Below are 25393 nucleotides of genomic sequence, written 5' to 3'. Positions count from 1 at the left end.
AGAACCAATCTGATCAAATTGAATCAGGGCTGTGAAAGCAGCTCTGATTTTTATTTTTGGAAATCGTTTGTTTTGTTCTTGACAATTTTTGTATAATTGTATACAATTATACAAAAATTAGGAAAAACAAAATGAGGAGTAATCAATCATGGAAAACAGAAAAGTCAAAATGAATGAAAAGACCAATTTACTGGAATTGGAAGAACATATGTATCCACTGGTTGACGTACAGTCACCGAACGTATTCCGTAACCTTTTTCCTTACGATGAAGTACCAAAGATCGCATTTAATGACCGAGTTGTACCTCATCACATGCCAGATGATATCTGGATTACGGATACCACATTCCGTGATGGACAGCAGTCCAGAGAGCCTTATACGACAGAACAGATCGTAAGGATCTATGATTATTTTCATAAGCTGGGTGGTCCAAATGGTAAGATCCGTGCCTGCGAATTTTTCCTGTACAGCAAAAAAGACAGGGATGCTGTTGAAAAATGTCTGGAGAAACGATATCAGTTTCCGGAAGTTACCAGCTGGATTCGTGCCAATAAAAAGGATTTTCAGCTTGTAAAGGATATGGGCTTGAAAGAAACCGGTATTCTGGTCAGCTGTTCCGATTATCATATTTTTTATAAGATGAAGATGACTCGTTTTCAGGCTATGTTCCATTATCTGAGCATTGTAAGAGACTGTCTGGATATGGGAATCAGTCCAAGATGCCATCTGGAGGATATTACAAGAGCAGATATTTACGGTTATGTTATTCCATTTTGTCTGGAACTGATGAAGCTGTCGGAAGAATATAAGATTCCGGTAAAAGTTCGCTGCTGTGATACCATGGGATATGGAGTAAATTATCCGGGTGCTGTGATTCCACGTTCCGTACAAGGTATCATCTATGGTATTATGACGCATGCAGGTGTACCCAGTGAAATGATTGAATGGCATGGACACAATGATTTTTATAAAGCTGTCAGCAATTCTACGACGGCGTGGCTGTATGGTGCATCTGGTGTCAACTGTTCTCTGTTCGGTATAGGGGAACGTACCGGCAATACTCCTCTGGAAGCAATGGTATTTGAATATGCACAGCTGAGAGGAACTCTGGATGGTATGGATACGACTGTTATTACAGAATTAAAGGAATATTATGAAAAAGAGATCGGTTATACTGTTCCGTCCAGAACACCATTTGTTGGAAAGAACTTTAATGTAACCCGTGCAGGTATTCACGCAGATGGTCTTTTGAAAAATGAAGAAATCTACAATATTTTTGATACAGAAAAATTCCTGAACAGACCGGTTCTGGTTTCTGTATCTAACACTTCTGGTCTTGCGGGTATTGCCCACTGGATTAATACCTATTATAAACTGCCTGAAGAAAAGAAGCTGGATAAGGAATGTGAACTGGTTAAGATGGTAAAAACATGGGTAGATCACGAATATGACGAAGGACGTGTGACAGTCATTACCGATGATGAACTGACGGATGTGATCGCTGACTGCTGTTCCAAATTAAATTATGACCTTATTTAGCGGGAGAGGAACATGGAAGAGCATTATTCTTTAGGCGGAAAAGTGTTTCAGCAACTGAAAAACAGTATTCTTGCCGGTGAATTTGAAAATGGAGCAGAACTGCGGGAGATTGCCCTGGCTAAAAAACTGGGGGTCAGCCGGACCCCTGTCAGAGAGGCTCTCAGACAGCTGGAACAGGAAGGGCTGGTGGAGATTTATCCGAATCGAGGAGCCTACGTAAAGGGCATCACTTATAAAGATGTGGAAGATATTTTTCGTATCCGTGCACGTCTGGAAGGTCTCTGCGCGGAAATGGCAGTTTCTTCCATTACCCATGAGCAACTGGATAAATTAGATGAGATTATTTTACTTTCCAAATTTTATGAAGAAAAAAAGGATATGGAACATTTACTGAAGATGGACAGTCAGTTTCATGAAGTGTTGTTTGAATCCTGTGGAAGTAAAATGCTGGAGCATCAGTTGAAAGATTACCATCAGTATGTGCAGAAAGCCCGGCTTCGATCTCTGAAGCGTCAGGAACGGGCCAAAAAATCAACACAGGAACATGAAGAGATCCTGCTGGCCATTAAGGATAGGGATGCCAAAAGAGCAGATGAGCTGGCGACCAGACATATCCTGAACGCCATTGCGAACATAAGGCTGGAACATGAATCCTGACAGAAAGTGGAGGAATAGAACATGGATAAAATAGCAATGAAAACGCCTCTGGTAGAAATGGATGGAGATGAGATGACCAGAATTCTCTGGTCCATGATCAAAGAGGAGCTTCTGCTTCCGTTTATTGATCTGAAGACAGAGTATTATGATCTGGGACTTGAAAACAGAGACGCGACCAATGATCAGGTGACTACAGACAGCGCGGAGGCTACCAGAAAATATGGAGTAGCTGTGAAGTGTGCCACCATCACACCGAATGCTGCCCGCATGAAGGAATATCATTTGAAAGAAATGTGGAAGAGCCCAAATGGAACGATTCGTGCAATTCTGGATGGTACGGTTTTCCGTACACCGATCATCGTAAAAGGGATTGAGCCAAATGTCCGTACCTGGAAAAAGCCAATCACGATTGCACGACATGCTTATGGGGATGTCTATAAAGCAGTAGAGATGAAGGTCCCTGGACCGGGAAAAGCAGAGCTGATGTTTACCGGAGAAGATGGAACCGTTATGAAAGAGACGATTCATGAATTCAAGGGAGCGGGTGTTATCCAGGGTATGCATAATCTGAATAAATCCATTGAAAGCTATGCAAGAAGCTGTTTTGCTTATGCTCTGGATACCAGACAGGATCTGTGGTTTGCAACGAAAGATACGATTTCAAAAAAATATGATCATACTTTTAAAGACATTATGCAGGAGATCTACGAAAAAGAGTATGAAGAGAAGTTCAGGGCAGCCGGCATTACTTACTTCTATACACTGATAGATGATGCGGTAGCACGGGTCATGAAATCTGAAGGCGGTTATATCTGGGCATGCAAGAACTATGACGGAGATGTGATGAGTGATATGATTTCCTCTGCATTTGGCTCTCTGGCTATGATGACATCTGTATTAGTTTCACCGGAAGGAAACTATGAATATGAGGCGGCGCATGGAACGGTACAGAGACATTATTATAAGTATCTGAAGGGAGAGGAGACCTCGACCAATTCAGTTGCAACGATTTTTGCATGGAGCGGTGCTTTAAGAAAACGAGGAGAACTGGATCAGATTCCGGAACTAATGGCATTTGCAGATAGACTGGAAAAAGCGACCCTGGATACGATTGAAAGTGGAAAGATGACCAAAGATCTTGCTTTGATTACCACCCTGGAACATCCAACTGTGCTGAACAGCAAAGATTTTATTCTGGCTATTCGTGAGACACTGACCCAAAATAACTAATGGAAAAATAGATTAAAAACGCAGTGACGGGAAAAGAATGCTCTTTCTCATCGCTGCGTTTCTTTTTGGCGTTATTGATTTTTACATAAGGGATTCCCAGACTTCATATAATGTTTCCAGTTTGTTGGCATTTTCTGTTTTCTCTTTATTCAGCTCCATACATTTGGCCACATCTGTATAAACAGATTCCAGACACATCTGGTCATCAATTTCCTGATTTCTGGCTTCCAGCTTCTGAATCTGATCTTCTGTTTTTTTCAGATCATTCTGGCGTTTGCGTTCACGTGCCTGTTCTTCTTTTCGTTTCTGCCATTCATCTTTTCCGCTGGAGGCAATAGCGGCAGCAGTACTTTGCTCAACAGAGGAGACAGAAGTCTCCGGGGCATAGATCCTGGTCAGTTCCTCTCGTTTCTCCAGATAGTAGTCATAGTTACCAATATAGTTTACCAATGTATTCCCAGTCAGATCCAGAATTCTGCTGGCGGTCTGATTGATAAAATAACGGTCATGGGAGACATATAGTACAGTTCCTGTGTATTGATTCAGTGCATGTTCCAGAATCTCTTTGGAGACAATATCCAGGTGGTTGGTCGGCTCATCCAGAATCAGGAAGTTGGCCTCTGACAGCATCAGTTTTGCCAGGGAAACACGCCCCCGTTCACCACCGCTTAAGTCTTTGATCTGTTTAAAGACATCATCTCCGGTAAAGAGAAATGCGGCCAGTGTGTTTCGGATCTCGGTATTGGTCAAAGTTGGATAATCGTCAGCAATTTCTTCAAACAGGGTCTTCTCCATATGAAGTACATGATGTTCCTGATCGTAATAGCCAATGTGCACCTTACTTCCCAGGGTAAAAGATCCGGCATCTGCCTTAATGACGGAATTGATAATCTTCAGGATCGTAGTTTTTCCGGTTCCGTTATTCCCGATAATCGCAACTTTTTCGCCACGTTTAACAGAAAAATTCAAGTCAGAGAACAGCTGCTGGCTGTCAAAGGCTTTTGAAAGATGTTCTACTTTCAGAACGTCTTCCCCGCTTTCCACCCTTGGATGGAGCTGAAGATGAATCTCAGAATTTAATTCTGTCGGTTTTTCCAGACGATCGATTTTGTCCAGCATTTTTTCCCGGCTTTCTGCCCGTTTGATACTTTTTTCCCGGTTAAAGGATTTTAGCCTGGCGATCACCTGTTCCTGGTGTTTGATTTCCTGCTGCTGATTCATCCATGCTTTCAGTTGTGCATTCCGCAGCATCGCTTTTTTCGTTGCATAATCTGAATAGTTTCCGAGAAAAACGGTAGCATGTCCGTTATCCAGTTCCACTACCTTAGTGACTACTTTATTCAGGAAATACCGGTCATGCGCTACAATAATCACGGCGCCCTGATAGTTGAGAAGGTATGTCTCCAGCCAGGCAATGGAATTCATATCCAGATGGTTGGTTGGCTCATCCAGCAGAATAATATCCGGTTTGGAGAGCAGCAGCTTACCAAGTGCTACACGGGTCTTTTGCCCGCCGGAAAGGGTTGCTACAGATTTGTCAAATTCACTTTCTTCAAATCCAAGACCCTTTAATACACCGATCAGTTCGCTTTTGTAGGCATATCCGTTGCGGTTTTCAAATTCGGTACTCAGACGGTGGTAAAGATCCAGGGTAGCAGTCAGTTCTTCGCCCTGCTGATGCTTCATATCCAGTTCCAGGGAACGAATCTTTTCTTCCATTTCGATAATCTCTTTTTTTACTTCCAGAAGCTCTTCGTAGATGGTATGTTCCCCGGATACCGCCTCATGCTGTGCAAGGTATCCGATCGAAGCACCTCTGGAAAGAGTAACCTCACCACTGTCGGCAGGAAGCTGGTTCATAATGATCTTCAGCAGAGTGGATTTGCCGGCTCCGTTGATGCCGACGATTGCGGTTTTTTCCCGTTCCTCCACATGGAAAGAAACGTCTTTTAAAATCTGTTTTGTGCCAAAGGCTTTGTCTATATGGTTACATGAAAGTATCATAATTCACATCCTATCATTATTCTGTCATTTATTTACCTGCTACAGTTTATCATATTCCTTGAATTTACTCTAGCTTTTTTGCAGAAAATGCAGTAATATATTACATTGAAACAGATACACAGGAGGAGTTCGTATGAAGAAAGTAGTGAAATTTGGCGGAAGTTCACTTGCAAGCGCCGAACAGTTTAACAAAGTAAAGAGTATTATTACAGCGGATCCACACAGAAGATATGTGATTCCTTCCGCTCCTGGAAAACGCTTCAGTGATGATACCAAAGTCACTGATATGTTATACGATTGTTATGATACAGCAGTAAACGGAAAGAATTTTGAAGAAAAGCTGGATAAGATTCATGCAAGATATCAGGAAATTATCGATGGTCTGCATCTGAATCTTTCACTGGATGAAGAATTTGAGAAGATTTTTGAATATTTTCAGAACGGAGCCGGCGTGAATTATGCTGCATCAAGAGGAGAATATCTCAATGGTATCATTATGGCGCATTATCTCGGCTTTGATTTTATCGATGCGGCAGAAGTGATTTTCTTTGATGAGAATGGCGAATTTGATTCTGAGAAGACCAACAATATTTTAAGCATGCGTCTGGAGAAGACAGAACATGCGGTAATCCCTGGATTCTACGGTGCGATGCCGAATGGTACGATTAAGACATTTTCCAGAGGCGGATCAGATATTACCGGTTCGATTGTAGCCCGTGCTGTGAAGGCAGATCTGTATGAGAACTGGACAGATGTGTCCGGATTTCTGGTAACAGATCCACGTATTGTAGAGAATCCGGAACCGATCGAGATTATTACTTATCGAGAGCTGCGTGAGCTTGCATATATGGGTGCATCCGTGCTGCATGACGAGGCTATTTTCCCGGTAAGAAGAGAAGGTATCCCGATCAACATTAAGAATACCAATGATCCATCTGCACCTGGAACACTGATTGTGGAGAGTACCTGTAAAAAGCCAAAGTATACGATTACCGGTATTGCAGGTAAGAAGGGCTTTGCATCCGTCAATCTGGAAAAAGACCGTATGAATACGGAGATTGGATTTGGCAGAAGAGTATTAAGCGTATTTGAAGAAAATGGTTTATCTTTTGAACATATTCCATCCGGCATTGATACCATGAGTGTATTTGTACAGCAGTTTGATTTTGAGGAAAAAGAACAGAAGATTCTCGCAGGTCTTCACCGTAATGTGGATCCTGATTTCCTTGAGATTCACTCAAATATTGCGTTGATTGCAGTGGTGGGACGTGGTATGAAGTCTACAGAAGGAACTGCCGGTAAATTATTCACTGCACTGGCAAAAGAAGATATCAATATTCGTATGATCGATCAGGGCTCCAGCGAATTGAATATTATTATTGGCGTGAATGAAAAAGACTTTGAAAAAGCTATAAAAGCGATCTATCATGCATTTATTACTGTTACCCATTGATTGACAAGTATTTAACAGTATTGTATACTAAAAAAGACAAAATCAATTTTGGGGGTGACGAAGCAGTGCAGGAACGGGAAATTTCAAAAGCCGTAATAAAACGTCTTCCACGCTACTACAGATACCTGGGCGAATTACTGGAACATAAAGTGGAACGTATTTCATCAAATGAATTAAGTGACAGAATGCAGGTTACTGCATCACAGATCCGGCAGGATTTGAATAATTTTGGCGGATTCGGGCAGCAGGGATATGGATATAATGTAAAGTATCTGTATAATGAGATTGGAAAGATTCTTGGACTGGATAAGACGTATAACATGATCATTATCGGTGCAGGGCATCTGGGTGAGGCCTTAGCGAATTACGTTAAGTTTGAAAAACGTGGATTTCGAATTATTGGAATCTTTGATACTAACCCGGAGCTGGAGGGAAAGACGATCCGTGGGATTCAGATTATGATGGATGATCGGTTACCAGAGTTTCTTTCTTCCCATGATATTGATATCGCAACACTGACACTTCCGAAGGCAGGTGCGGAAGCAATTGCACCGGTATTGGTAAAGGGAGGAGTAAAAGCCATCTGGAATTTTGCTCATACAGATCTGGATCTTCCACCGGATGTGGTAGTGGAGAATGTCCATCTGTCAGAAAGTCTGATGCAGTTATCCTATAATATCAACAGAAAAAACAGAAAATAAGAAAAGCAACGCTGCCAGAAGATTCCGGGCAACATGTTTCGGAAATATTTTTGGCAGCATTTCTTTTGGAGAGACTATGCAGATAACATCATATCAGCGAGAAAAATTAAAAGAAGAGCTGCCTCATCGCCAGGAAGACTCCAACAAGGGAGACTATGGGAAACTTTTGCTGATCGCAGGCAGCTGTAATATGTGTGGTGCAGCCTATCTGGCAGCGAAAGCAGCTTATCGTGCAGGTACCGGTCTGGTTTATATCTATACGGAAGAGTGCAACCGTATTATTTTACAGGAACGAATACCGGAATCGGTACTGTATACCTATTCACCGGAGCACTGGGAGGCAGACCAGCTGAAGGAAATCATGAAGGGAAAAACAGCCATTGCAGTCGGACCGGGGCTGGGACAGTCCCACTGTGCAGAAGAGATCACGCGGGCTGTTTTGAGAAGTCAGCTTTCCAAGGTGGTCGATGCGGATGCATTAAATCTTCTGGCAAAACACCCTGCCTGGTATGAAGAGAGAAATGGTTCCATGATTGTGACACCTCACCCGGCGGAAATGAGCCGGTTAAGTCAGATGTCTGTAAATGACATTCAGGCAGACAGGCATGCTTGTGCAAAAGCCTACGCCAAAATGCATCATGTGATTATGGTACTCAAAGGAAGTCACACCATTGTTACAGATGGAACGGATGAATATATAAATGATACGGGTAACCATGGTATGGCGACAGCGGGAAGCGGTGACGTACTGACAGGTATCATTGGTGGATTCCTCGCTCAGCATATGGTGCCTTTTGAAGCAGCCCGGCTGGGGGTCTATGTGCATGGACTGGCGGGAGATGATGCAAAAAAAGAACGGGGAACCTATTCCATGATGGCAAGTGATATTGTGGAACATATTTTATATGGCATAGAATGAAAGGTAATATCATGAACAGTTATAGCAGAACTTATGCAGCCGTAGATCTGGATGCGGTTGTGTTTAATTTTGAATCCATGAGGAAAAATATCCGGGAAGATACCAGTATGATTGCAGTGATCAAAGCAGATGCATATGGACATGGAGCAGTTCCTGTTGCCAGACTGCTGGAATCTTATTCTTATATCTGGGGATATGCGGTGGCTACAGCGGAAGAAGCTCTGGAACTCCGGGAAGCCGGTATTCACAAGCCGATCCTGATTCTGGGCTATGTCTTTGAAGACTATTACGCAGATCTGATTGAAAATCAGGTGCGCTTTCCGGTTTTTGATTATGCGACAGCAAAATGTCTTTCGGATACAGCTGCAAAAAAGAATCTGACAGCACTGATACATCTGGCATTGGATACCGGAATGACCAGAATCGGTCTGAAAGACAATGAAGAAAGTGTAGAAGAAGTGCTTCAGATCAGCAAACTTCCGAATCTTCAAATCGAGGGGATGTTCACACATTTTGCCCGGGCGGATGAAAAAGATAAAACCTGTGCCAACCGGCAGTTCCACAGGTATCTTACTTTTCGAGACCGTCTTGAGGAAGCAGGTATTCAGATTCCGATCTGTCACTGCTCCAACAGTGCGGGAATTATTGATATGCCATATGCAAATCTGGATGTGGTAAGGGCAGGTATCACGATTTATGGAATCTATCCATCGGATGAAGTAGATAAGCCGACAGTACCGCTTCATCCTGTCATGGAATGGAAGGCCCGTGTTTCTTTTGTAAAAGAAGTGGAAGCAGGAGTAGAGATCAGCTATGGCGGAATCTATACCACTCCGAAAAAAATGTTGGTAGCAACAATCCCGGTCGGATATGCAGATGGATATCCACGTATGCTTTCGAACCGGGGCTGTGTCCTGATTCACGGACGCAGGGCTCCGATACTGGGACGTGTATGTATGGATCAGTTTATGGTAGATGTCACGGATATCCCGGATGTTCAGAGGGGAACAGAAGTGACCCTGATGGGAAAAGACCGGGAAGAGGAACTGCGTGTGGAGGAATTATCGGAGCTGTGTCAGAGATTTCCGTATGAATTTGTCTGTGATATCAGCAGACGGGTTCCCCGTGTTTATTATCGCCACGGGATGCCGGTGTAACCAAAAGAGATCTTCCACATATAGTAAAAGGAATACGAAACGATAAAAACATTGCATAATTCCGGTCAGACAGGGAAATACTCCAGCCATCGGAGAAACTTAGGAACTGTCATATTTCTGAAAGACATAAAAATGACAGACGACTCCGACAACGATCAAAATGGAGTGTGAGTGTTTTGATAATTCGCAGAGGAGATATTTTTTATGCAGATCTGAGACCTGTCATCGGCTCAGAGCAGGGCGGCATCCGGCCGGTTCTGGTGATTCAGAATGACATAGGAAATAAACACAGTCCTACCGTGATTGTAGCAGCCATTACATCCAGAATGAATAAGGCAAAGCTGCCTACTCATATCGAAATTGACGCGGCAAGCTATCATATTGTAAAAGATTCTGTTATTTTACTGGAACAGCTTCGTACGATTGACAAATCACGCCTGAGAGATAAAGTCTGTCATCTGGATGAAGGAATTCTGAAAAAGATTGACCGGGCACTGATGATCAGTCTGGATTTAGGTACATACCTGTCTTGACGAAATGAAAGATCAATGTTATATTTAAACGATGAATCTAAGATAAAACAGAAAGGATGTACGAAATTGTCAAAATCTTTTATGGAGCGTCTCGCCCAGCAGTTTGGGATTTCTACTCCCAGCACAGAAGAATTTCAGGCAGAGATTGTCTCTATGGTAGAAGAAGGATGCCAGCAGGGAATCATACGGGAAGACGAGACAGATATGATTAAGAACATATTTGATCTTGCCAGACAGCAGGCACAGGATGTTATGACTCACAGACGGCATATAGTTGGAATTGACTGTGAAATGACACTGAAGGATGCATTGGATTTTATGCTGAATGACAGCCATTCCAGATTTCCCGTTTATGAGGAAAATATGGATAATGTGATCGGTATTCTGTTTTTGAAAGACGCAATGAGATGCATGACTCAGCATGGATTTGCTGACTGGAAAATCCGCGATATCAGGGGACTTCTCAGAGAAGCTGTATTCATTCCGGAAACGAAGGAACTGACCAGTCTGTTTCAGATGATGCAGTCACAGAAGCTGCAGATGGTGATTATTGCCGATGAATATGGACAGACGGCAGGTCTTGTGGCGATGGAGGACATTCTGGAGGTAATCGTTGGAAACATTCAGGATGAATATGATAATGATGAGCCTGTCATTCAGAAAATTGATGACGATACTTATCTGATTTCCGGTCTCGCACCGCTGACAGAAGTGGCAGAGGAGCTGGGAATCGAATTTGAAGAGACAGAGTTTGAGACGTTGAACGGTTATCTGATTTCCAGACTGGATAAGATCCCGGATGAGGATGAACACTCCAGAATAGAAGCCTGCGGATATCTGTTCCAGATTGAGAAGGTCGCAAATAAGATGATTGAGACAGTGAGAGTAAGTCGGCTTCCGGAGGAAGCTGTGGCTGACAAAATACAGGAATAAAGGAGAAAAGATTATGTCAGGACATTCAAAGTTCGCTAACATCAAGCACAAAAAGGAAAGAAATGATGCAGCAAAGGGAAAGATTTTTACGATCATTGGACGTGAAATTGCAGTTGCTGTAAAAGAAGGCGGCGCAGACCCGGCTAATAACAGCAGACTTCGTGATGTAATTGCGAAAGCAAAGGCAAACAACATGCCAAATGATACCATTGACCGTGGTATTAAAAAGGCAGCAGGAGATGCCAATTCTGTAAATTATGAATACGTTTCTTATGAAGGATACGGACCAGGCGGAATCGCAATTATCGTGGATGCTCTGACCGACAACAAGAACCGTACTGCTGCCAATGTCAGAAGCGCATTCACAAAAGGAAGCGGAAGCATTGGTACTCCTGGATGTGTTTCTTACAGCTTTGATAAAAAAGGCCAGATTATCATAGATAAAGAAGAATGTGAGATCGACGCAGATGATCTGATGATGATGGCTCTGGATGCCGGTGCAGAAGATTTCTCAGATGAAGAGGACAGCTTTGAGATCATCACAGATCCGGATGAGTTCAGCAGTGTAAGAGAAGCACTGGAAAAAGAAGGCGTTCCGATGGCCTCTGCAGAAGTAACCATGATCCCACAGAACTATGTTGCTCTGACAGATGAGACTATGCTCAAAAATCTTCAGAGAACACTGGATCTTCTGGATGAAGACGATGATGTACAGAACGTATATACCAATCTGGAGGAATAATGATGGAAAATACATATCTTACAGCGCTGCACGGAATGGAAGGCGTCTTTGAACATATGGATCCTCTTCTGGAGAGATTTCATAAAAAATTCTATATGGATGCTTTTTCTGAATTTTATGAATCCAGCTTTGTTGCTTTCCAGGCGCTGGAAGATGGATATCATAATGCAATCGATAAGGAACAGTTTATTGCCAATATGGCAAATGCAGTTGCCGGTAAGGCAGATGATATACTTCAGGGAGTTACCAAAAAATCGAAAAAAAACGCGGTGGCCATGAATCTGAATCTGTTTATGGTTGTCTATGTACTGCCGGCACTTGGAAAATATGACGGAGAAAGCGTGAAGCCTCTGACGGACAGACTGTTGATTTCCTGGAAAGAAAAGTTCCCGGAGAGTAACATTTCAGCTGCCAGGGTGGAAGATATTCAGGCTGGTTTCAAGCACAAATGGTGTTATATTACCACAGCTGTCTGTGAGACATTCGGTAAACCAGATGACTGCTATGAACTGACACTCTTACGTAATTACCGAGATACCTACCTGATGGAGCAGGAAGATGGAGAAGCCATTATTCATGAATATTATGATGTGGCTCCGACGATTGTAAAACATATTAATCATTCTGATCGAAAAGAGGAAGTTTACCGGCATATCTGGGAGACATATTTGAATCCATGTATTCACATGATAGAGTCTGAACGTATGCAGGAATGCAGAGATCTTTATATTCAGATGGTGCATGATCTGGAAGAAGAGTATTTCTATACTTATCCATTATCATAACCGGCAACACGAGATCCTTTGTCAGCAGGAAAGCTGACAGAGGATTTTCTTTTCCTGCAGAAGTTTTGTCCCGACAGGATGACATCCGGTATGAACTTTTACAGAACCGGACATACTATATTTATATACAAGAATGTGAGGTATGTCATGGAAAGCGAAAAGAAAGAAGAGAAAATCAAAGAAGAAACAACAGAAGCAGGGAACAGTCAGGATAAGAAAATCAGGGACTTTGGACAGGTATCTCTGGATCATCATATTCATCTCATTTCGATTATTGGAGAAATCGAGGGACATGAGTGTCTGCCTTCTGCAAGTAAAACTACAAAATACGAACATTTGCTGCCCCAGCTTGCTGCGATCGAAGACAGTCGTGACATTCAGGGGGTACTGGTGCTTCTGAATACGGTCGGAGGTGATGTGGAGGCCGGGCTTGCTATTGCAGAGATGATTGCCTCTTTGAGTAAGCCAACTGTTTCACTGGTGCTGGGCGGCAGTCATTCGATTGGGGTGCCAATTGCCGTTTCCACAGATTATTCCTTTATTGTAGAGACTGGTACTATGGTGATTCATCCGGTTCGTATGAGCGGAACTGTGATTGGCGCCCCACAGACCTATGATTATTTCCGGCAGATGCAGAATCGGATCCTTGGGTTCATTTCTTCTCATTGTGGTGCCAAAAGAGAACGCCTGGAAAAACTAATGCTGGATACAGGTATGTTAACAAAGGATCTTGGGACTATACTGGTAGGCCAGCAGGCAGTGGAAGAGCATATTATTGACGAAGTGGGAGGAATCTCTCAGGCATTGAGAAAGATCTATGCAATGATAGGAGGAGATTGAACCTTCAGATAACATTTGTACTGATTTTAAAATTATGCTATAATTTGAAATCATGTATAGGTATGCACGGATAAGGAGAATGATATGACATTCATACAGTCAGTTTTTTTGGGCATCATTCAGGGGATCACTGAGTTTTTGCCAGTCAGCAGTTCCGGTCATCTGTCCATTCTTCGAAATCTTTTCGGAATTCGGACAGATGGCGGACTGCTTTTTGATGTAATGGTACATCTGGGAACTGTGATTGCAATCTGCGTGGTATTTCGCAGGGATGTACTGCGGATGATTGGAGAAACCATCCGCATGGTGTCTGATATCTGGGCCAATGGGTCTGTTTTGATACATAATAAGAAAGAGAAAGATGCCAGACGGTATAAAAAAATATTACACAATAATTATCGGCGTTTTGTCGTTATGGTGCTTTGTGCCACGATACCTACTGCAGTGATCGGATATGCAGCCAGAGATCTGGTTACATTAGCTTCTGATTCTCTTCTTGCGCCTGGAATCGGCCTGATTTTGACAGCAGTTTTTCTGATTATTGCAGATGTATCGGAGAACGGAAAAAAGATTCCGAAGGATATCAGCTTTACGAATTCGTTTCTGGTAGGAATTGCCCAGGGAATCAGTACATTACCTGGGCTGTCACGATCAGGAACTACCATTGCAGCCTGTCTGATCAGTGGGTATGACAAAAGGTTTGCGGTGAAGTATTCTTTTATTATGGCGATTCCGGCTATTTTGGGAGCAGCATGCCTGGAGATTGGACAGGCATTTTCCAGCAGAATCAGTCTGTCACAGTTTTTTATTTACCTGGCGGGTGCTGTGACAGCAGGAGTTGTGGGATACTTCAGCTGCAGGAAGATGCTGACAATTGTCAGAAAGAAAAAATTCAGAGGATTTGCAATCTACTGCCTGATTCTTGGAAGTATTTCCATTATTGGGTATGTGGTTATGAGATAATCGTTTAAGGGAGAGAACATGGCAACAAAGAAAAAAACAGCAACGGATCAGACAAAAGAGAAAAAATCTTCTTCTGGAAGAACACCGACTTCGAAAAAGACAGGAACAAAAACTTCATCAGGCAAAAAAACAGGCAGCCAGAAGAATAACACCGGCAAAAGCAGCAAAAAACGCCAGTCTGTAGAGGTACCGGATATTTCGAGAACCAGAAAAACCGGAACTCCTGTATGGGCAGAAGTACTGCTCTGGCTGATGCTTGCTTTCTGCATCATTCTGTTTTTAGGAACGGTGTTTGGCGCAGGCGGTATCATTGGACGTTCCATCAGTGGATTCTTTTTTGGCATCTTTGGCCTGCTGGCTTATACACAGCCATTTATTTTATTTTTTATCACAGCTTTTCTGATTGCAAATCGGGGAAGTATGCAGGCCTGGATGAAAGTGCTTGCTATTTCACTGCTGGTGGTATCATTATGCTGTTTCTTTACGCTGGTATCCCATCCGCTTTCTGTTTCTATGACTCTGGGAGACTATTATAGTTCCTGCAGAGAAGAAAAAAACGGTGGAGGTATGGCAGGTGGAATGATTTATCTGCTGTTTTCTCCAAGAGTGGGAGAAATCGGTACCTGGATCTGCAATATTATTTTATTTATCATCAGTATGGTATTGCTCACCGGATATTCTGTCTTTGACAATATTCGCAGTGAAGGCGGTGATGCGCTGGGACGGGCCAGAACCCGCAAGCAGATGCAGCGTGAACTGAATCAGCAGAAAAAGAGACGAAGCCGGCTCCAGGAACAGGCTAAAATGCAGCAGGAGATTGAAGAGATACGTCAGGCGAATCACAGTCTTGCGAAAGAAATACGAGAGCCCAGGCGTGAACGCATCGTGACTGGTGTCAGTAAAAATACAACGTTTGATATGAATCTTCCTGCACCGGAGGAGGTACATGAAGTAGTTCCAAAGATTACCAGTGAGAAACGCACTGGAACTGCTGTGCTGGATCCTTCCAGAGCTAAAAAAGCAGAGGAGGCCGTTCCTGAGCCAGAGAAGATAAAGTCTGTCACTGCAAAAAAGGTTACGAAGGCTGCAACGATTCCGGAAAACATTCCTGAAAAAGAGTCTGAGACAGTTCCGGAGCTGAATTTTACGATTCAGAGAAACGGAAGTTCCCAGGTGATTTCTTCTGCAACACCGGTAGCCACAACCGTATCCAGAGAACCGTCACTGGGAATGCCGGAATTCCTGCAGGAAGCTGCATCCAGAAAGAACGCCAGAGAGCAGGCAGTTGATACAGGAAAAGAAGTCTCTGCCGATAAGCCGGTATCGGAGACCGTACAGCCAACAGCCATAGATAAGACATCGGCAGAAGTGGATACCGTATCCGAAACAGGGGAGATTACGGCAAAAACGAAACTGAAAAATCCTCATTCTTCCAGGGAAGAACAGGAGCAGGCACTGGACAGTGTGGCAGAAGAGATTAAACAAAATGAAGAAGCACCGAAAGTGGAATATGTATTTCCACCACTGGATCTTTTGAAAAAACCTTCTGGATCTTCCGGTGGTAATACCAACGATGAAGTGACAGAAACGGCAAGAAAGCTGCAGGAAACACTTCACAGTTTCGGGGTGAATGTCACAGTAACGAATGTCAGCTGCGGCCCTGCAGTTACCCGTTATGAGCTTCAGCCGGAGCAGGGTGTAAAGGTTAGCCGTATTGTCAGCCTTGCCGATGATATCAAGCTGAATCTGGCGGCGGAAGATATTCGTATTGAGGCACCGATTCCCGGAAAGGCAGCTGTGGGTATTGAAGTACCAAATAAAGAGAACAGTGCGGTATACCTGAGAGAACTTCTGGAATCTGATGAATTCCAGAATGCCAAATCAGATCTTTCCTTTGCAGTCGGAAAGGATATTGCCGGTAAGGTGGTAGTTACCGATATTGCAAAGATGCCGCACCTGTTGATTGCCGGTGCTACAGGCTCGGGTAAATCGGTCTGCATTAACACATTGATCATGAGTATCATCTATAAAGCGGATCCGGAAGACGTGAAGTTGATCATGATTGACCCGAAAGTAGTAGAGCTTAGTGTTTATAATGGCATTCCCCATCTTTTTATTCCGGTTGTCACGGATCCAAAAAAGGCTTCCGGCGCACTGAACTGGGGTGTTGCAGAGATGACAGACCGTTATCAGAAGTTTGCGGATGCCGGTGTCCGTGACCTGAAGGGTTACAATGCCAGGGTAGAACAACTGGGTGATATCGATGATCCGAATAAGCCAAAGAAGCTGCCTCAGATTGTGATTATCGTTGACGAGCTGGCAGACCTGATGATGGTAGCGCCTGGTGAAGTGGAAGATGCGATCTGTCGTCTGGCCCAGCTGGCAAGAGCAGCGGGCATTCACCTGATTATTGCAACGCAGCGCCCATCTGTAAATGTCATCACTGGTCTGATTAAAGCAAATATGCCTTCCAGAATTGCATTTTCAGTAACCAGTGGCGTGGATTCCAGAACTATTCTGGATATGACAGGTGCGGAAAAGCTGCTTGGAAAGGGCGATATGCTGTTTTATCCGCAAGGCTATTCCAAACCGGTTCGTGTCCAGGGATCTTTTGTTTCAGATGCGGAAGTCAGCAAGGTGACGGAGTTTCTTACACAGAAAAATGATATGAGCGTTTACCATAAGCAGATGGAGGCACGGATGAATACCGTGGCCCAGAGTTCTCCGGCTGCTCCTGGCGGAGCTGGAGGCGGCAATGAGCTGGACAGCCATTTTGCAGAAGCTGGTAAATTTATCATTGAAAAAGATAAGGCATCCATCGGTATGCTGCAGCGTGTATTCAAGATTGGATTTAATCGTGCAGCGCGTATTATGGATCAGCTTTCTGAAGCCGGTGTTGTTGGACCGGAAGAAGGCACAAAGCCAAGAAAAGTACTCATGTCTATGGAAGAATTTGAGCAATATATAGACGAGAATGTCTAAAAACTGAACAAAATATTGACGAAAATGACGAAATGAAGTATTATGAAATAAGTTTGGAATTTAGCCTGATAAAGGCAGAATATAAAGGAGGAAATGTATATGTACAAGATTTTAGAAGCAGGTAAGCTTGCCGGCAACATCTACAAGATGGTTGTGGAAGCTCCTCGTGTTGCAAAACACTGCCTGCCGGGACAGTTTGTCATTGTAAAAATGGATGAAATAGGCGAAAGAATTCCACTTACCATTTGTGATTATGATCGTGAGGCAGGGACTATTACTATAGTATTCCAGCCAATCGGAGCATCTACAGAAAAATTCTCCATGCTTCAGGCTGGTGATTCTTTCAGAGACTTTGTAGGACCACTTGGCCAGCCTTCTGATTTATGTACAGAACCACTGGAAGAAGTAAAGAAAAAGAAGATCCTGTTCGTTGCAGGTGGTGTAGGAACTGCACCTGTTTATCCTCAGGTAAAATGGCTGCATGAGCATGGGGTAGATGTAGATGTTATCGTTGGTGCCAAGACAAAAGATCTTGTGATTCTGGAGAAAGAGCTTCAGGAAGTGTCAGGTAATCTTTACATTACAACAGATGACGGATCCTATGGAAGAAGCGGTATGGTTACCAAAGTAATCGAAGATCTGGTAACAAAAGAAGGTAAGACTTACGATCACTGTGTTTCCATCGGGCCTATGATTATGATGAAATTCTGCTGCCTGACTACAAAGAAACTAAACATTCCTACTGTTGTCAGTATGAACCCGATTATGGTAGACGGTACAGGTATGTGTGGTGCCTGTCGAGTGATGGTAGGTGATGAGGTAAAATTTGCATGCGTAGACGGACCTGAATTTGATGGTCATAAGATCGATTTCGACGTAGCCATGAAGAGACAGGCTCTTTACAAGACAGAAGAAGGCCGTGCTTTATTAAAACTGCGTGAAGGTGAAACACATCATGGCGGATGTGGAAATTGTGGAGGTGACAAATAATGGCAGATGTATTAAAGAAAGTTCCTGTAAGAGAACAGGATCCACAGATCAGAGCAACCAATTTTGACGAAGTATGTCTGGGATACAATAAAGAAGAGGCAATGGAAGAAGCTTCCAGATGTCTCAACTGTAAGAATGCAAAATGTGTACAGGGATGTCCTGTAAGCATTAATATTCCTGGATTTATTCATGAAGTAAAAGAAGGAAACTTTGAAGAAGCATATAAAGTAATTTCCGAATCTTCCGCACTTCCTGCTATCTGTGGCCGTGTTTGCCCACAGGAAAGCCAGTGTGAAGGAAAATGTATCCGTGGTATCAAGGGTGAAGCAGTTTCCATCGGTAAGCTGGAACGTTTTGTGGCTGACTGGGCAAGAGAGAATGGCATGCAACCAGCTCCTGCTGCACAGAAAAATGGAAAGAAAGTAGCAGTGATCGGTTCCGGTCCTTCCGGACTTACCTGTGCCGGTGACCTTGCAAAGCTGGGTTACGATGTTACTATTTTTGAAGCGCTTCATGAAGCCGGCGGTGTTCTGGTATATGGTATCCCTGAATTCCGTCTTCCGAAGCTGGATGTAGTAGCAAAAGAAGTAGAAAATGTAAAAGCGCTGGGTGTTAAGATTGAGACGAATGTAATCATCGGCCGCTCCATCACGATTGATGAGCTGATGGAGGAAGAAGGATTTGAAGCTGTATTTATCGGATCTGGCGCCGGTCTTCCAATGTTCATGGGTATTCCTGGAGAAACTGCAAAGGGTGTATTTTCAGCGAATGAATACCTGACCAGAAATAATCTGATGAAAGCTTTCCGTGAAGATTATGATACACCAATCGTAAGAGGTAAAAAAGTAGCCGTTGTCGGTGGTGGTAACGTAGCGATGGATGCTGCCAGAACAGCACTTCGTCTCGGTGCAGAAGTACATATCGTATACAGAAGAAGTGAGGCAGAACTTCCTGCAAGAGCAGAAGAAGTACATCATGCAAAAGAAGAAGGTGTTATCTTCGATCTTCTGACCAACCCGACTGAGATCCTGGTCAATGAAGAGGATGCGGTAGCAGGTATGAAGTGTGTACGCATGGAACTTGGTGAGCCGGATGCATCTGGAAGAAGACGACCGGTTGCTATTCCTGGATCTGAATTTGTACTGGATGTGGACACCGTTATCATGTCCCTTGGTACTTCACCAAACCCACTGATTTCTTCTACTACGATCGGTCTGGATACCAATAAGCGTAAATGTATCATTGCAGATGAAGAAACTGGTAAGACATCTAAGGATGGCGTGTATGCCGGTGGTGATGCTGTTACGGGTGCAGCTACTGTTATTCTCGCTATGGGAGCAGGTAAAGCAGCAGCAAAGGGTATTCACGAATTCTTAAGCAATAAATAAAAAAATATAGAATCAGGAAGAGGACTGCAGTAGAAAACTGCAGCCCTTTTTCCGTATCTGTTTCTATGATCAGATAAAGGAGCCATTATGAAAATTACCATTCTTTGCGTTGGAAAAATCAAGGAAAAATATTTTAGTGATGCCATTGCCGAGTATGCCAAACGGCTTTCCAGATATTGTAAGCTGGAAATTGTGGAAGTAGCAGATGAAAAGACTCCGGATCATGCCAGTCAGACGGAAATTGACCAGATTAAGGCAAAAGAAGGCGACCGTCTGTTAAAATATGTAAAAGATGATGCGTTTAAAATCGTTTTGGCTATTCAGGGCTCACGTATGACATCTGAAAAGTTCTCCGCTTATATAGAACAGCTTGGGGTACGGGGAGTGAGCCATATTATGTTCTTTATTGGAGGATCTTTGGGACTGGATGAGCGTATTCTGAAAATGGCCGACTATAGTCTGAGCTTTTCCGATATGACTTTCCCCCATCAGTTGATGAGGGTGATATTGCTGGAGCAGATCTATCGTGGATATCGGATTTCTTTTGGTGAACCATACCATAAATGAACAATGAATGAAAACGAGGTTCAAGCTTATGAGAACAATAGCAGATAAAATAGAAACCATAATCAGTCAATATCCCCTGATCCAGTATGCGTTCTGTGCTACATCGGAATTGGTATTTTCCGAAAAAGTGCGTCATATCTGTGAGACCGAGTGTGAACGTTACGGAAAATCATGGTCCTGTCCTCCAGGGGTAGGAGAAGTAGAAGAATGCCGCAAACGCTGTCAGGATTATGACCGGGTACTGCTTTATACGACGCAGGCAGAAGTGACGGACTCTTCCATTTTTTCCGAAGCACTGGCTTCTCGTACCTCTCACGAAGAAATCACCAGAGAAATGCTAAAAGAATTTCGTGAAGCAGGGATTTCCTGTTTTGCATTGTCAGGAGATTCCTGTCAGATTTGCAGCAAATGTGCATATCCGGACAGCTGCCGTCATCCGGATATGGCGATTCCCTGTATAGAGAGTTATGGCATATTAGTTGTAGATCTGACGGAAAAATATCAGATAGATTTTTACACGGATATGCATACGGTTACCTGGTTTGGACTGATTTTTTACCGGGAAAAAGATCGGGAGTGACATATCTGTATCAGAAAATACATATCTTTTAGAAAACAGCATAGATTGGTGAAAAAATGTTCTTTCTGAAATCAGCTCCCAGGGTTATGGAAACCATGGAAATCCCAGAGGACACGTTTCCGGGGTGCGCTTATCTGCAATTATTTGGAAATCGTCAGATGAAGCTGGAAAACTACAGCCGCATCATTGATTATGATGAAAAAAAGCTGCTCCTGCAATGTAAAACCTGTCAGATAGAACTCTTCGGTCATGATCTGCTGATCCGGGAATATTCAGGTACCCGGCTGACTGTGGCGGGCTGTATTGAGCAAATCACTTTTTTGTAAAGGCAGGTTTTTTATGCAGAATGAATATTCTCTTCTGACAGGATATATCAGAGTATCAGTTGCTGGCTGTTCCTGTGAACGTTTTTTCAATCTCTGTGTCAATCATGGGATTCCTCTGTATCAAATTGCAGGGGGAGACGAGAACTTTACAATGACTATGAAAGCGGAAGATTTCCTGAAAATTAAACGTCTTGTAAAAAAATGCCGTGTACATGTATCTGTGACCAGAAAATACGGTTTTCCTTTTTTTCTGAAACAGCACCGAAAACGCAAGTTTCTTTTGCTTGGATGGATCTGGTGCTGTTTTTTTCTATATTTGCTGTCCCAGCATATCTGGAAAATCGAGATCCATGGAAATCAGGAAATTACCAGGGAGCAGCTGATGCAGTATCTGAATGATTCCAGTATCGGATACGGAAGTGCAAAGAAAAACATCGACTGTAAACAGACCGCAGCTGATATTCGAAATGCTTTCCCGAAAGTTACCTGGGTGGCTGTCCGAAAACAGGGAACACTTTTGAAAATTGATCTGAAGGAAAATACAGACCAAAGCTATTCTGTGCTTCCAGAAGAAACTTCGTTCGATTCATCAGGAAGCAGTCTGGTCGCAGCCTGCGACGGAACGGTCACAGATATGGTCATCCGTTCAGGTGTGGCCTGCGTGGCAATCGGGCAGGAGGTGCAAAAAGGAGATCTGCTTGTATCTGGTATTATTCCGGTCACGAATGATGAAAATGAAGTTGTTGCGCAGGAATACGTAAATGCAGATGCAGATATTGTGTTGGAGATTTCCGATACTTACACCAGCATCATTTCACGGGAGCAGATGCAGATTCTTTTTTCTGAGGAAGTGAAGCATAGATATTATTTGAAGTTCTTTCAACAGTTCTTTTCTACGCTGACAGATCTTCCAGATACAACACAGCACGAAATAGTAACAGAAGAACATCAGCTGACCCTTTTTTCGGATTTCTATCTTCCTGTGATATGGGGAAAAATCAGAATCCGGACATTCACTCAGTATCCGGTTCTTCTGTCAGACCGGAAGCTGAAGGAACTTTCTATCCAGAGACTGGATAAATTTATTGCGGAAAAAAAAGAAAAAGGGGTTCAAATATTGAAAAAAAATGTTAGAATAGAAACAGGTATGACTTTCTGTAAGTGTGTCTGTACTTATCAGGCATATACTTCAGATACCAGACGCATACCATCCATGCAGACAGAAGTCATGGAAGACAACGAGGAAGGAACCTTTTCATGAGTATTATAGAGACATCGGTTACGATACCGGCGAATCTGGAAGCAAATATCTTCGGTCAGTTTGACCAGCATGTCAAGCGGATCGAGAAGACGCTGCATGTTACGATTATTTCCAGAGAAGGCAATATTAAGATCCTGGGCAGTGAATATGGATCCAGGAAAGCAGCTCAGATTATTGAGAGTCTGACCACACTGGCGAAAGCCGGCAATACCATTACCGAACAGAATGTAGATTACGTACTGGCACTTGCCATGGAAGATCAGGAGTCGGCTATCATAGAGATTGATAAGGACTGTATCTGCCATACGATCAATGGCAGGCAGATAAAGCCAAAGACATTAGGACAGAAGGCTTATATTGATGCGATCCGCAAGAATATGATCGTATTTGGGATCGGACCTGCCGGTACCGGAAAGACCTATCTGGCCATGGCGATGGCCATTCAGGCATTTAAAAACGAAGAAGTTGCAAGAATTATTCTTACAAGACCTGCAATTGAAGCAGGCGAAAAACTTGGATTTTTGCCAGGGGATCTGCAAAGCAAAGTAGACCCTTACCTGCGTCCTTTGTATGATGCATTATATCAGATCATGGGACCGGAGAGTTTCCAGAAAAATATGGAAAAAGGACTGATTGAGGTGGCACCTCTGGCATATATGAGAGGCCGTACTCTGGATAATGCCTATATCATTCTGGATGAAGCCCAGAATACCACACCGGCACAGATGAAGATGTTCCTGACAAGAATCGGATTTGGATCCAAGGTGATTGTCACCGGGGATATGACACAGAAAGATCTTCCGGCCGGCACACAGTCCGGATTGGATGTAGCTGCCAGAGTGCTTGGAAAGGTGGAAGGAATTGCATTCTGCACACTTACCAATAAAGACGTGGTTCGTCATCCTCTGGTACAGAAGATTGTAAAGGCATATGATGATTATGAGGCGAAGCAGAGCAGATGCACTGCTTCCAGAAAACAGAAAAGTTCGTCAGAACATCAGAGAGGATAACGACTATGACACTGAATCTATCTGAAGAATGTACCAATGAATTTGAGTTTGACTGCAAAGAAGTGGCCTTTCAGGTAATGAATGCCGTCCTGGATTCAGAAAACTGTCCTTATGAGGCAACGGTTGATCTTACGCTAACAACAGACAGCGAAATCCATGAGATTAATCTGCAGCAGAGAGGAATTGACCGGGCTACCGATGTACTGTCATTTCCAATGACGCAGTTTCCGGTGCCGGGAGAATTTGATTTTCTTGAAGAAGAGGGCATGGACAGTTTTGATCCGGACAGTGGGGAACTGATGCTGGGCGATATCGTGATCTCAGTGGATCATGTAAATGCGCAGGCTGCTGAATACGGGCATTCACAGCTGCGTGAGTTCGCTTTTCTGGTGGCTCACAGTATGTATCACCTCATTGGCTATGATCATATGACAGAGCCGGAAGCAAAGATTATGGAACAAAAGCAAAAAGACATACTGAATCTTTTGCATATAAACCGAGATTGATTTTTTAAACAAAGGAGGCTATAACTATGAGAAAGAAACTGGTAGCGTGTTTACTTGGGGTATCTGCAATGTCTGCTCTGGTGACCGGACAGCTGGTATACGCTGAGGAATATTATGATGACGGAACCTATTATGATATTGATTCCTACAATGAAGAATACTATGATGATGGCTCTTACAGCGAAGAATACTCTGATGATTCGTCCGAAAGTGCCGGAAGTTCTGATTCCTGGTATCAGACACCTCGTACTGATATTCAGCGAGGCGGCGGGGAAAGAGAAACACCGGATGAGAATGGACAGATTCACAGTTATCTGACCGGACAGCTTACGGATGCAGAGGTTGCGCTTCAGCGGCCGGTTGCTGTGATGATTAACAATATTATCAATGCTCTGCCACAGTCTGGAATAGAGAATGCATCTGTGATTTACGAAGCTCCGGTTGAAGGAGAAATTACTCGTATGATGGCTATCTTTGATTCTGTAGATGGCATTGACAAGATTGGTCCGGTCAGAAGCTGTCGTGACTATTATATTGACTGGGCGCTGGAATTCGATGCAATCTATGTACACTATGGACAGGCAGTATATGCTTATGATTTGCTGAATTCTGATATGGTAAATAATATCAGTGGTCTGCAGTATCAGGATTCCGTTGGCGAACTGAATGGTTATGCCGGTGAAGATGTTTTCTTCCGTTCTTCTGACCGTGTAGCACCACATAACTGCTATACCAGTGGAGAGGGTATCTTAAAAGGTATCGAACGCAAGGGCTACAGCATGGAACTGGATAATGACTATACCGGTCACTTCAAGTTCGCTGCTGACGGAGAGACAGTAACTTATCCGGAAGGAACTGCAACCCATATTGTACCGCATAAGTATACAAACTATCCGTTCTTCGATTATGATACTACAACCGAAAAATACTTAAGAAGTGAATATCCTGACCGCTCTGCAGGTGCTGCACAGATTGATGATACCACAGGTGATCAGCTGGCCGTTGATAACGTGATCATTCAGTATTGCGAGATTCAGAATTATGATGATCATGGATATCTGAATATCAACACCAATTCAGGCGGAGATGCAATCCTTTTCACAAAAGGTACCTATGAACATGCGACCTGGGTAAAAGATTCAGACTGGGGTCCTGTAAAATATTATGATGCAGATGGCAATGAAATTGCAATTAATCAGGGTAAGACCTGGGTATGCATCGTACAGGATACCAGAAAAGACGATACAAGCTTTGAATAATGCAAGTGACATACAAAAGATCAGACAGAACAAAGAGTAACAAAAAGTAACATGGAGGATAAGGCTA

Annotated in this window: 24 protein-coding genes; 23 read left to right on the top strand and 1 reads right to left on the bottom strand. The window is 43.3% G+C overall.

What is annotated here, in order from left to right; all coding sequences use genetic code 11:
* The first annotated feature begins 148 nt into the window (after positions 1 to 148).
* Genes OCV47_RS01090 through OCV47_RS01080 form a run of 3 tightly spaced genes read left to right on the top strand, consistent with a single transcriptional unit; the run spans position 149 to position 3427 of the window.
* Positions 149 to 1540, top strand: coding sequence for a beta/alpha barrel domain-containing protein (locus tag OCV47_RS01090; RefSeq protein ID WP_262653149.1), 1392 nt, complete (start codon positions 149 to 151; stop codon positions 1538 to 1540).
* Positions 1541 to 1552: 12 nt separating this feature from the next.
* Positions 1553 to 2197 (top strand): GntR family transcriptional regulator, encoded by a 645-nt coding sequence (locus OCV47_RS01085; RefSeq protein WP_117448743.1) that lies wholly within the window; start codon positions 1553 to 1555, stop codon positions 2195 to 2197.
* A 21-nt stretch (positions 2198 to 2218) separates the two neighbouring features.
* On the top strand, positions 2219 to 3427 hold the full coding sequence (locus OCV47_RS01080; protein WP_262653147.1) for an NADP-dependent isocitrate dehydrogenase: 1209 nt from the start codon (positions 2219 to 2221) through the stop codon (positions 3425 to 3427).
* Positions 3428 to 3508: 81 nt separating this feature from the next.
* Here the strand turns inward: OCV47_RS01080 and OCV47_RS01075 are convergent, their stop codons facing one another.
* Positions 3509 to 5431, bottom strand: coding sequence for an ABC-F family ATP-binding cassette domain-containing protein (locus tag OCV47_RS01075; RefSeq protein WP_262653145.1), 1923 nt, complete (start codon positions 5429 to 5431; stop codon positions 3509 to 3511).
* A gap of 133 nt (positions 5432 to 5564) precedes the next feature.
* Between OCV47_RS01075 and OCV47_RS01070 the strand changes: the two genes are divergently transcribed.
* From OCV47_RS01070 to OCV47_RS00975, 20 genes are all read left to right on the top strand, one after another.
* On the top strand, positions 5565 to 6884 hold the full coding sequence (locus OCV47_RS01070; RefSeq protein WP_262653144.1) for an aspartate kinase: 1320 nt from the start codon (positions 5565 to 5567) through the stop codon (positions 6882 to 6884).
* Between the two features lie 65 nt (positions 6885 to 6949).
* Positions 6950 to 7585 (top strand): redox-sensing transcriptional repressor Rex, encoded by a 636-nt coding sequence (locus tag OCV47_RS01065; protein WP_117448746.1) that lies wholly within the window; start codon positions 6950 to 6952, stop codon positions 7583 to 7585.
* A 76-nt stretch (positions 7586 to 7661) separates the two neighbouring features.
* The gene (locus tag OCV47_RS01060; RefSeq protein WP_262653141.1) at positions 7662 to 8504 is read left to right on the top strand and encodes an NAD(P)H-hydrate dehydratase; all 843 of its coding nucleotides are present in this window, start codon (positions 7662 to 7664) and stop codon (positions 8502 to 8504) included.
* 11 nt (positions 8505 to 8515) lie between these two features.
* Positions 8516 to 9661: an alanine racemase gene (gene alr, locus OCV47_RS01055; protein ID WP_256296395.1), complete on the top strand. Its 1146-nt coding sequence runs from the start codon at positions 8516 to 8518 to the stop codon at positions 9659 to 9661.
* A gap of 176 nt (positions 9662 to 9837) precedes the next feature.
* On the top strand, positions 9838 to 10194 hold the full coding sequence (locus OCV47_RS01050) for a type II toxin-antitoxin system PemK/MazF family toxin (RefSeq protein WP_256296689.1): 357 nt from the start codon (positions 9838 to 9840) through the stop codon (positions 10192 to 10194).
* A 66-nt stretch (positions 10195 to 10260) separates the two neighbouring features.
* Positions 10261 to 11127: a hemolysin family protein gene (locus tag OCV47_RS01045; RefSeq protein ID WP_256296393.1), complete on the top strand. Its 867-nt coding sequence runs from the start codon at positions 10261 to 10263 to the stop codon at positions 11125 to 11127.
* Between the two features lie 13 nt (positions 11128 to 11140).
* Positions 11141 to 11869, top strand: coding sequence for a YebC/PmpR family DNA-binding transcriptional regulator (locus tag OCV47_RS01040; protein ID WP_262653139.1), 729 nt, complete (start codon positions 11141 to 11143; stop codon positions 11867 to 11869).
* Positions 11869 to 12654, top strand: coding sequence for a CFI-box-CTERM domain-containing protein (locus OCV47_RS01035; RefSeq protein ID WP_147323906.1), 786 nt, complete (start codon positions 11869 to 11871; stop codon positions 12652 to 12654). Before OCV47_RS01040 ends, OCV47_RS01035 begins: the two co-directional genes overlap by 1 nt.
* A 147-nt stretch (positions 12655 to 12801) precedes the next feature.
* Positions 12802 to 13494 carry a ClpP family protease gene (locus tag OCV47_RS01030; protein ID WP_117448751.1) on the top strand — a complete coding sequence of 231 codons (693 nt, stop codon included), beginning with the start codon at positions 12802 to 12804 and terminating at the stop codon, positions 13492 to 13494.
* Positions 13495 to 13578: 84 nt separating this feature from the next.
* Positions 13579 to 14457: an undecaprenyl-diphosphate phosphatase gene (locus OCV47_RS01025; RefSeq protein ID WP_117448752.1), complete on the top strand. Its 879-nt coding sequence runs from the start codon at positions 13579 to 13581 to the stop codon at positions 14455 to 14457.
* Positions 14458 to 14475: 18 nt separating this feature from the next.
* Positions 14476 to 17439, top strand: coding sequence for an FtsK/SpoIIIE family DNA translocase (locus tag OCV47_RS01020; protein WP_262653133.1), 2964 nt, complete (start codon positions 14476 to 14478; stop codon positions 17437 to 17439).
* A 99-nt stretch (positions 17440 to 17538) separates the two neighbouring features.
* Complete coding sequence (locus OCV47_RS01015; protein ID WP_262653131.1) at positions 17539 to 18429, top strand: sulfide/dihydroorotate dehydrogenase-like FAD/NAD-binding protein; 891 nt, start codon at positions 17539 to 17541, stop codon at positions 18427 to 18429.
* Positions 18429 to 19817 carry an NADPH-dependent glutamate synthase gene (gene gltA / locus OCV47_RS01010; protein WP_262653129.1) on the top strand — a complete coding sequence of 463 codons (1389 nt, stop codon included), beginning with the start codon at positions 18429 to 18431 and terminating at the stop codon, positions 19815 to 19817. Before OCV47_RS01015 ends, gltA begins: the two co-directional genes overlap by 1 nt.
* An 87-nt stretch (positions 19818 to 19904) precedes the next feature.
* Positions 19905 to 20384: a 23S rRNA (pseudouridine(1915)-N(3))-methyltransferase RlmH gene (gene rlmH, locus OCV47_RS01005; protein ID WP_262653127.1), complete on the top strand. Its 480-nt coding sequence runs from the start codon at positions 19905 to 19907 to the stop codon at positions 20382 to 20384.
* A gap of 28 nt (positions 20385 to 20412) precedes the next feature.
* Positions 20413 to 20964 (top strand): DUF2284 domain-containing protein, encoded by a 552-nt coding sequence (locus OCV47_RS01000; RefSeq protein ID WP_256296377.1) that lies wholly within the window; start codon positions 20413 to 20415, stop codon positions 20962 to 20964.
* Between the two features lie 95 nt (positions 20965 to 21059).
* Entirely contained in the window at positions 21060 to 21290 is a 231-nt protein-coding gene (locus tag OCV47_RS00995) for a YabP/YqfC family sporulation protein (protein WP_262653125.1), read from the top strand.
* Between the two features lie 13 nt (positions 21291 to 21303).
* Positions 21304 to 22551 carry a sporulation protein YqfD gene (locus OCV47_RS00990; RefSeq protein ID WP_262653123.1) on the top strand — a complete coding sequence of 416 codons (1248 nt, stop codon included), beginning with the start codon at positions 21304 to 21306 and terminating at the stop codon, positions 22549 to 22551.
* A complete protein-coding gene (locus OCV47_RS00985; RefSeq protein ID WP_262653121.1) occupies positions 22548 to 23561 on the top strand; it encodes a PhoH family protein in 1014 nt (337 codons plus the stop codon). Before OCV47_RS00990 ends, OCV47_RS00985 begins: the two co-directional genes overlap by 4 nt.
* 5 nt (positions 23562 to 23566) lie before the next feature.
* Entirely contained in the window at positions 23567 to 24067 is a 501-nt protein-coding gene (gene ybeY / locus OCV47_RS00980) for an rRNA maturation RNase YbeY (RefSeq protein ID WP_262653120.1), read from the top strand.
* Positions 24068 to 24093: 26 nt separating this feature from the next.
* Positions 24094 to 25326: a DUF3048 domain-containing protein gene (locus tag OCV47_RS00975; RefSeq protein WP_262653119.1), complete on the top strand. Its 1233-nt coding sequence runs from the start codon at positions 24094 to 24096 to the stop codon at positions 25324 to 25326.
* The last annotated feature ends 67 nt before the right edge of the window (positions 25327 to 25393 follow it).

This window comes from Muricoprocola aceti, from assembly GCF_025567005.1.
Lineage (GTDB): Bacteria > Bacillota > Clostridia > Lachnospirales > Lachnospiraceae > Marvinbryantia > Marvinbryantia aceti.
This window is presented reverse-complemented; position numbering and strand designations above follow the sequence as displayed.

Bases quoted from the DNA above. Each gene is read 5' to 3' on its own strand.
- OCV47_RS01035 (WP_147323906.1), top strand. From the start codon at position 11,869: ATGATGGAAAATACATATCTTACAGCGCTGCACGGAATGGAAGGCGTC.
- OCV47_RS00985 (WP_262653121.1), top strand. From the start codon at position 22,548: ATGAGTATTATAGAGACATCGGTTACGATACCGGCGAATCTGGAAGCA.
- OCV47_RS01040 (WP_262653139.1), top strand. From the start codon at position 11,141: ATGTCAGGACATTCAAAGTTCGCTAACATCAAGCACAAAAAGGAAAGA.
- OCV47_RS00975 (WP_262653119.1), top strand. From the start codon at position 24,094: ATGAGAAAGAAACTGGTAGCGTGTTTACTTGGGGTATCTGCAATGTCT.
- OCV47_RS01070 (WP_262653144.1), top strand. From the start codon at position 5,565: ATGAAGAAAGTAGTGAAATTTGGCGGAAGTTCACTTGCAAGCGCCGAA.
- OCV47_RS01000 (WP_256296377.1), top strand. From the start codon at position 20,413: ATGAGAACAATAGCAGATAAAATAGAAACCATAATCAGTCAATATCCC.
- OCV47_RS01085 (WP_117448743.1), top strand. From the start codon at position 1,553: ATGGAAGAGCATTATTCTTTAGGCGGAAAAGTGTTTCAGCAACTGAAA.
- OCV47_RS01060 (WP_262653141.1), top strand. From the start codon at position 7,662: ATGCAGATAACATCATATCAGCGAGAAAAATTAAAAGAAGAGCTGCCT.
- OCV47_RS01075 (WP_262653145.1), bottom strand. From the start codon at position 5,431: ATGATACTTTCATGTAACCATATAGACAAAGCCTTTGGCACAAAACAG.
- rlmH (WP_262653127.1), top strand. From the start codon at position 19,905: ATGAAAATTACCATTCTTTGCGTTGGAAAAATCAAGGAAAAATATTTT.
- OCV47_RS00990 (WP_262653123.1), top strand. From the start codon at position 21,304: ATGCAGAATGAATATTCTCTTCTGACAGGATATATCAGAGTATCAGTT.
- ybeY (WP_262653120.1), top strand. From the start codon at position 23,567: ATGACACTGAATCTATCTGAAGAATGTACCAATGAATTTGAGTTTGAC.
- OCV47_RS01030 (WP_117448751.1), top strand. From the start codon at position 12,802: ATGGAAAGCGAAAAGAAAGAAGAGAAAATCAAAGAAGAAACAACAGAA.
- OCV47_RS01025 (WP_117448752.1), top strand. From the start codon at position 13,579: ATGACATTCATACAGTCAGTTTTTTTGGGCATCATTCAGGGGATCACT.
- gltA (WP_262653129.1), top strand. From the start codon at position 18,429: ATGGCAGATGTATTAAAGAAAGTTCCTGTAAGAGAACAGGATCCACAG.
- alr (WP_256296395.1), top strand. From the start codon at position 8,516: ATGAACAGTTATAGCAGAACTTATGCAGCCGTAGATCTGGATGCGGTT.
- OCV47_RS01080 (WP_262653147.1), top strand. From the start codon at position 2,219: ATGGATAAAATAGCAATGAAAACGCCTCTGGTAGAAATGGATGGAGAT.
- OCV47_RS01090 (WP_262653149.1), top strand. From the start codon at position 149: ATGGAAAACAGAAAAGTCAAAATGAATGAAAAGACCAATTTACTGGAA.
- OCV47_RS01015 (WP_262653131.1), top strand. From the start codon at position 17,539: ATGTACAAGATTTTAGAAGCAGGTAAGCTTGCCGGCAACATCTACAAG.
- OCV47_RS01020 (WP_262653133.1), top strand. From the start codon at position 14,476: ATGGCAACAAAGAAAAAAACAGCAACGGATCAGACAAAAGAGAAAAAA.
- OCV47_RS00995 (WP_262653125.1), top strand. From the start codon at position 21,060: ATGGAAATCCCAGAGGACACGTTTCCGGGGTGCGCTTATCTGCAATTA.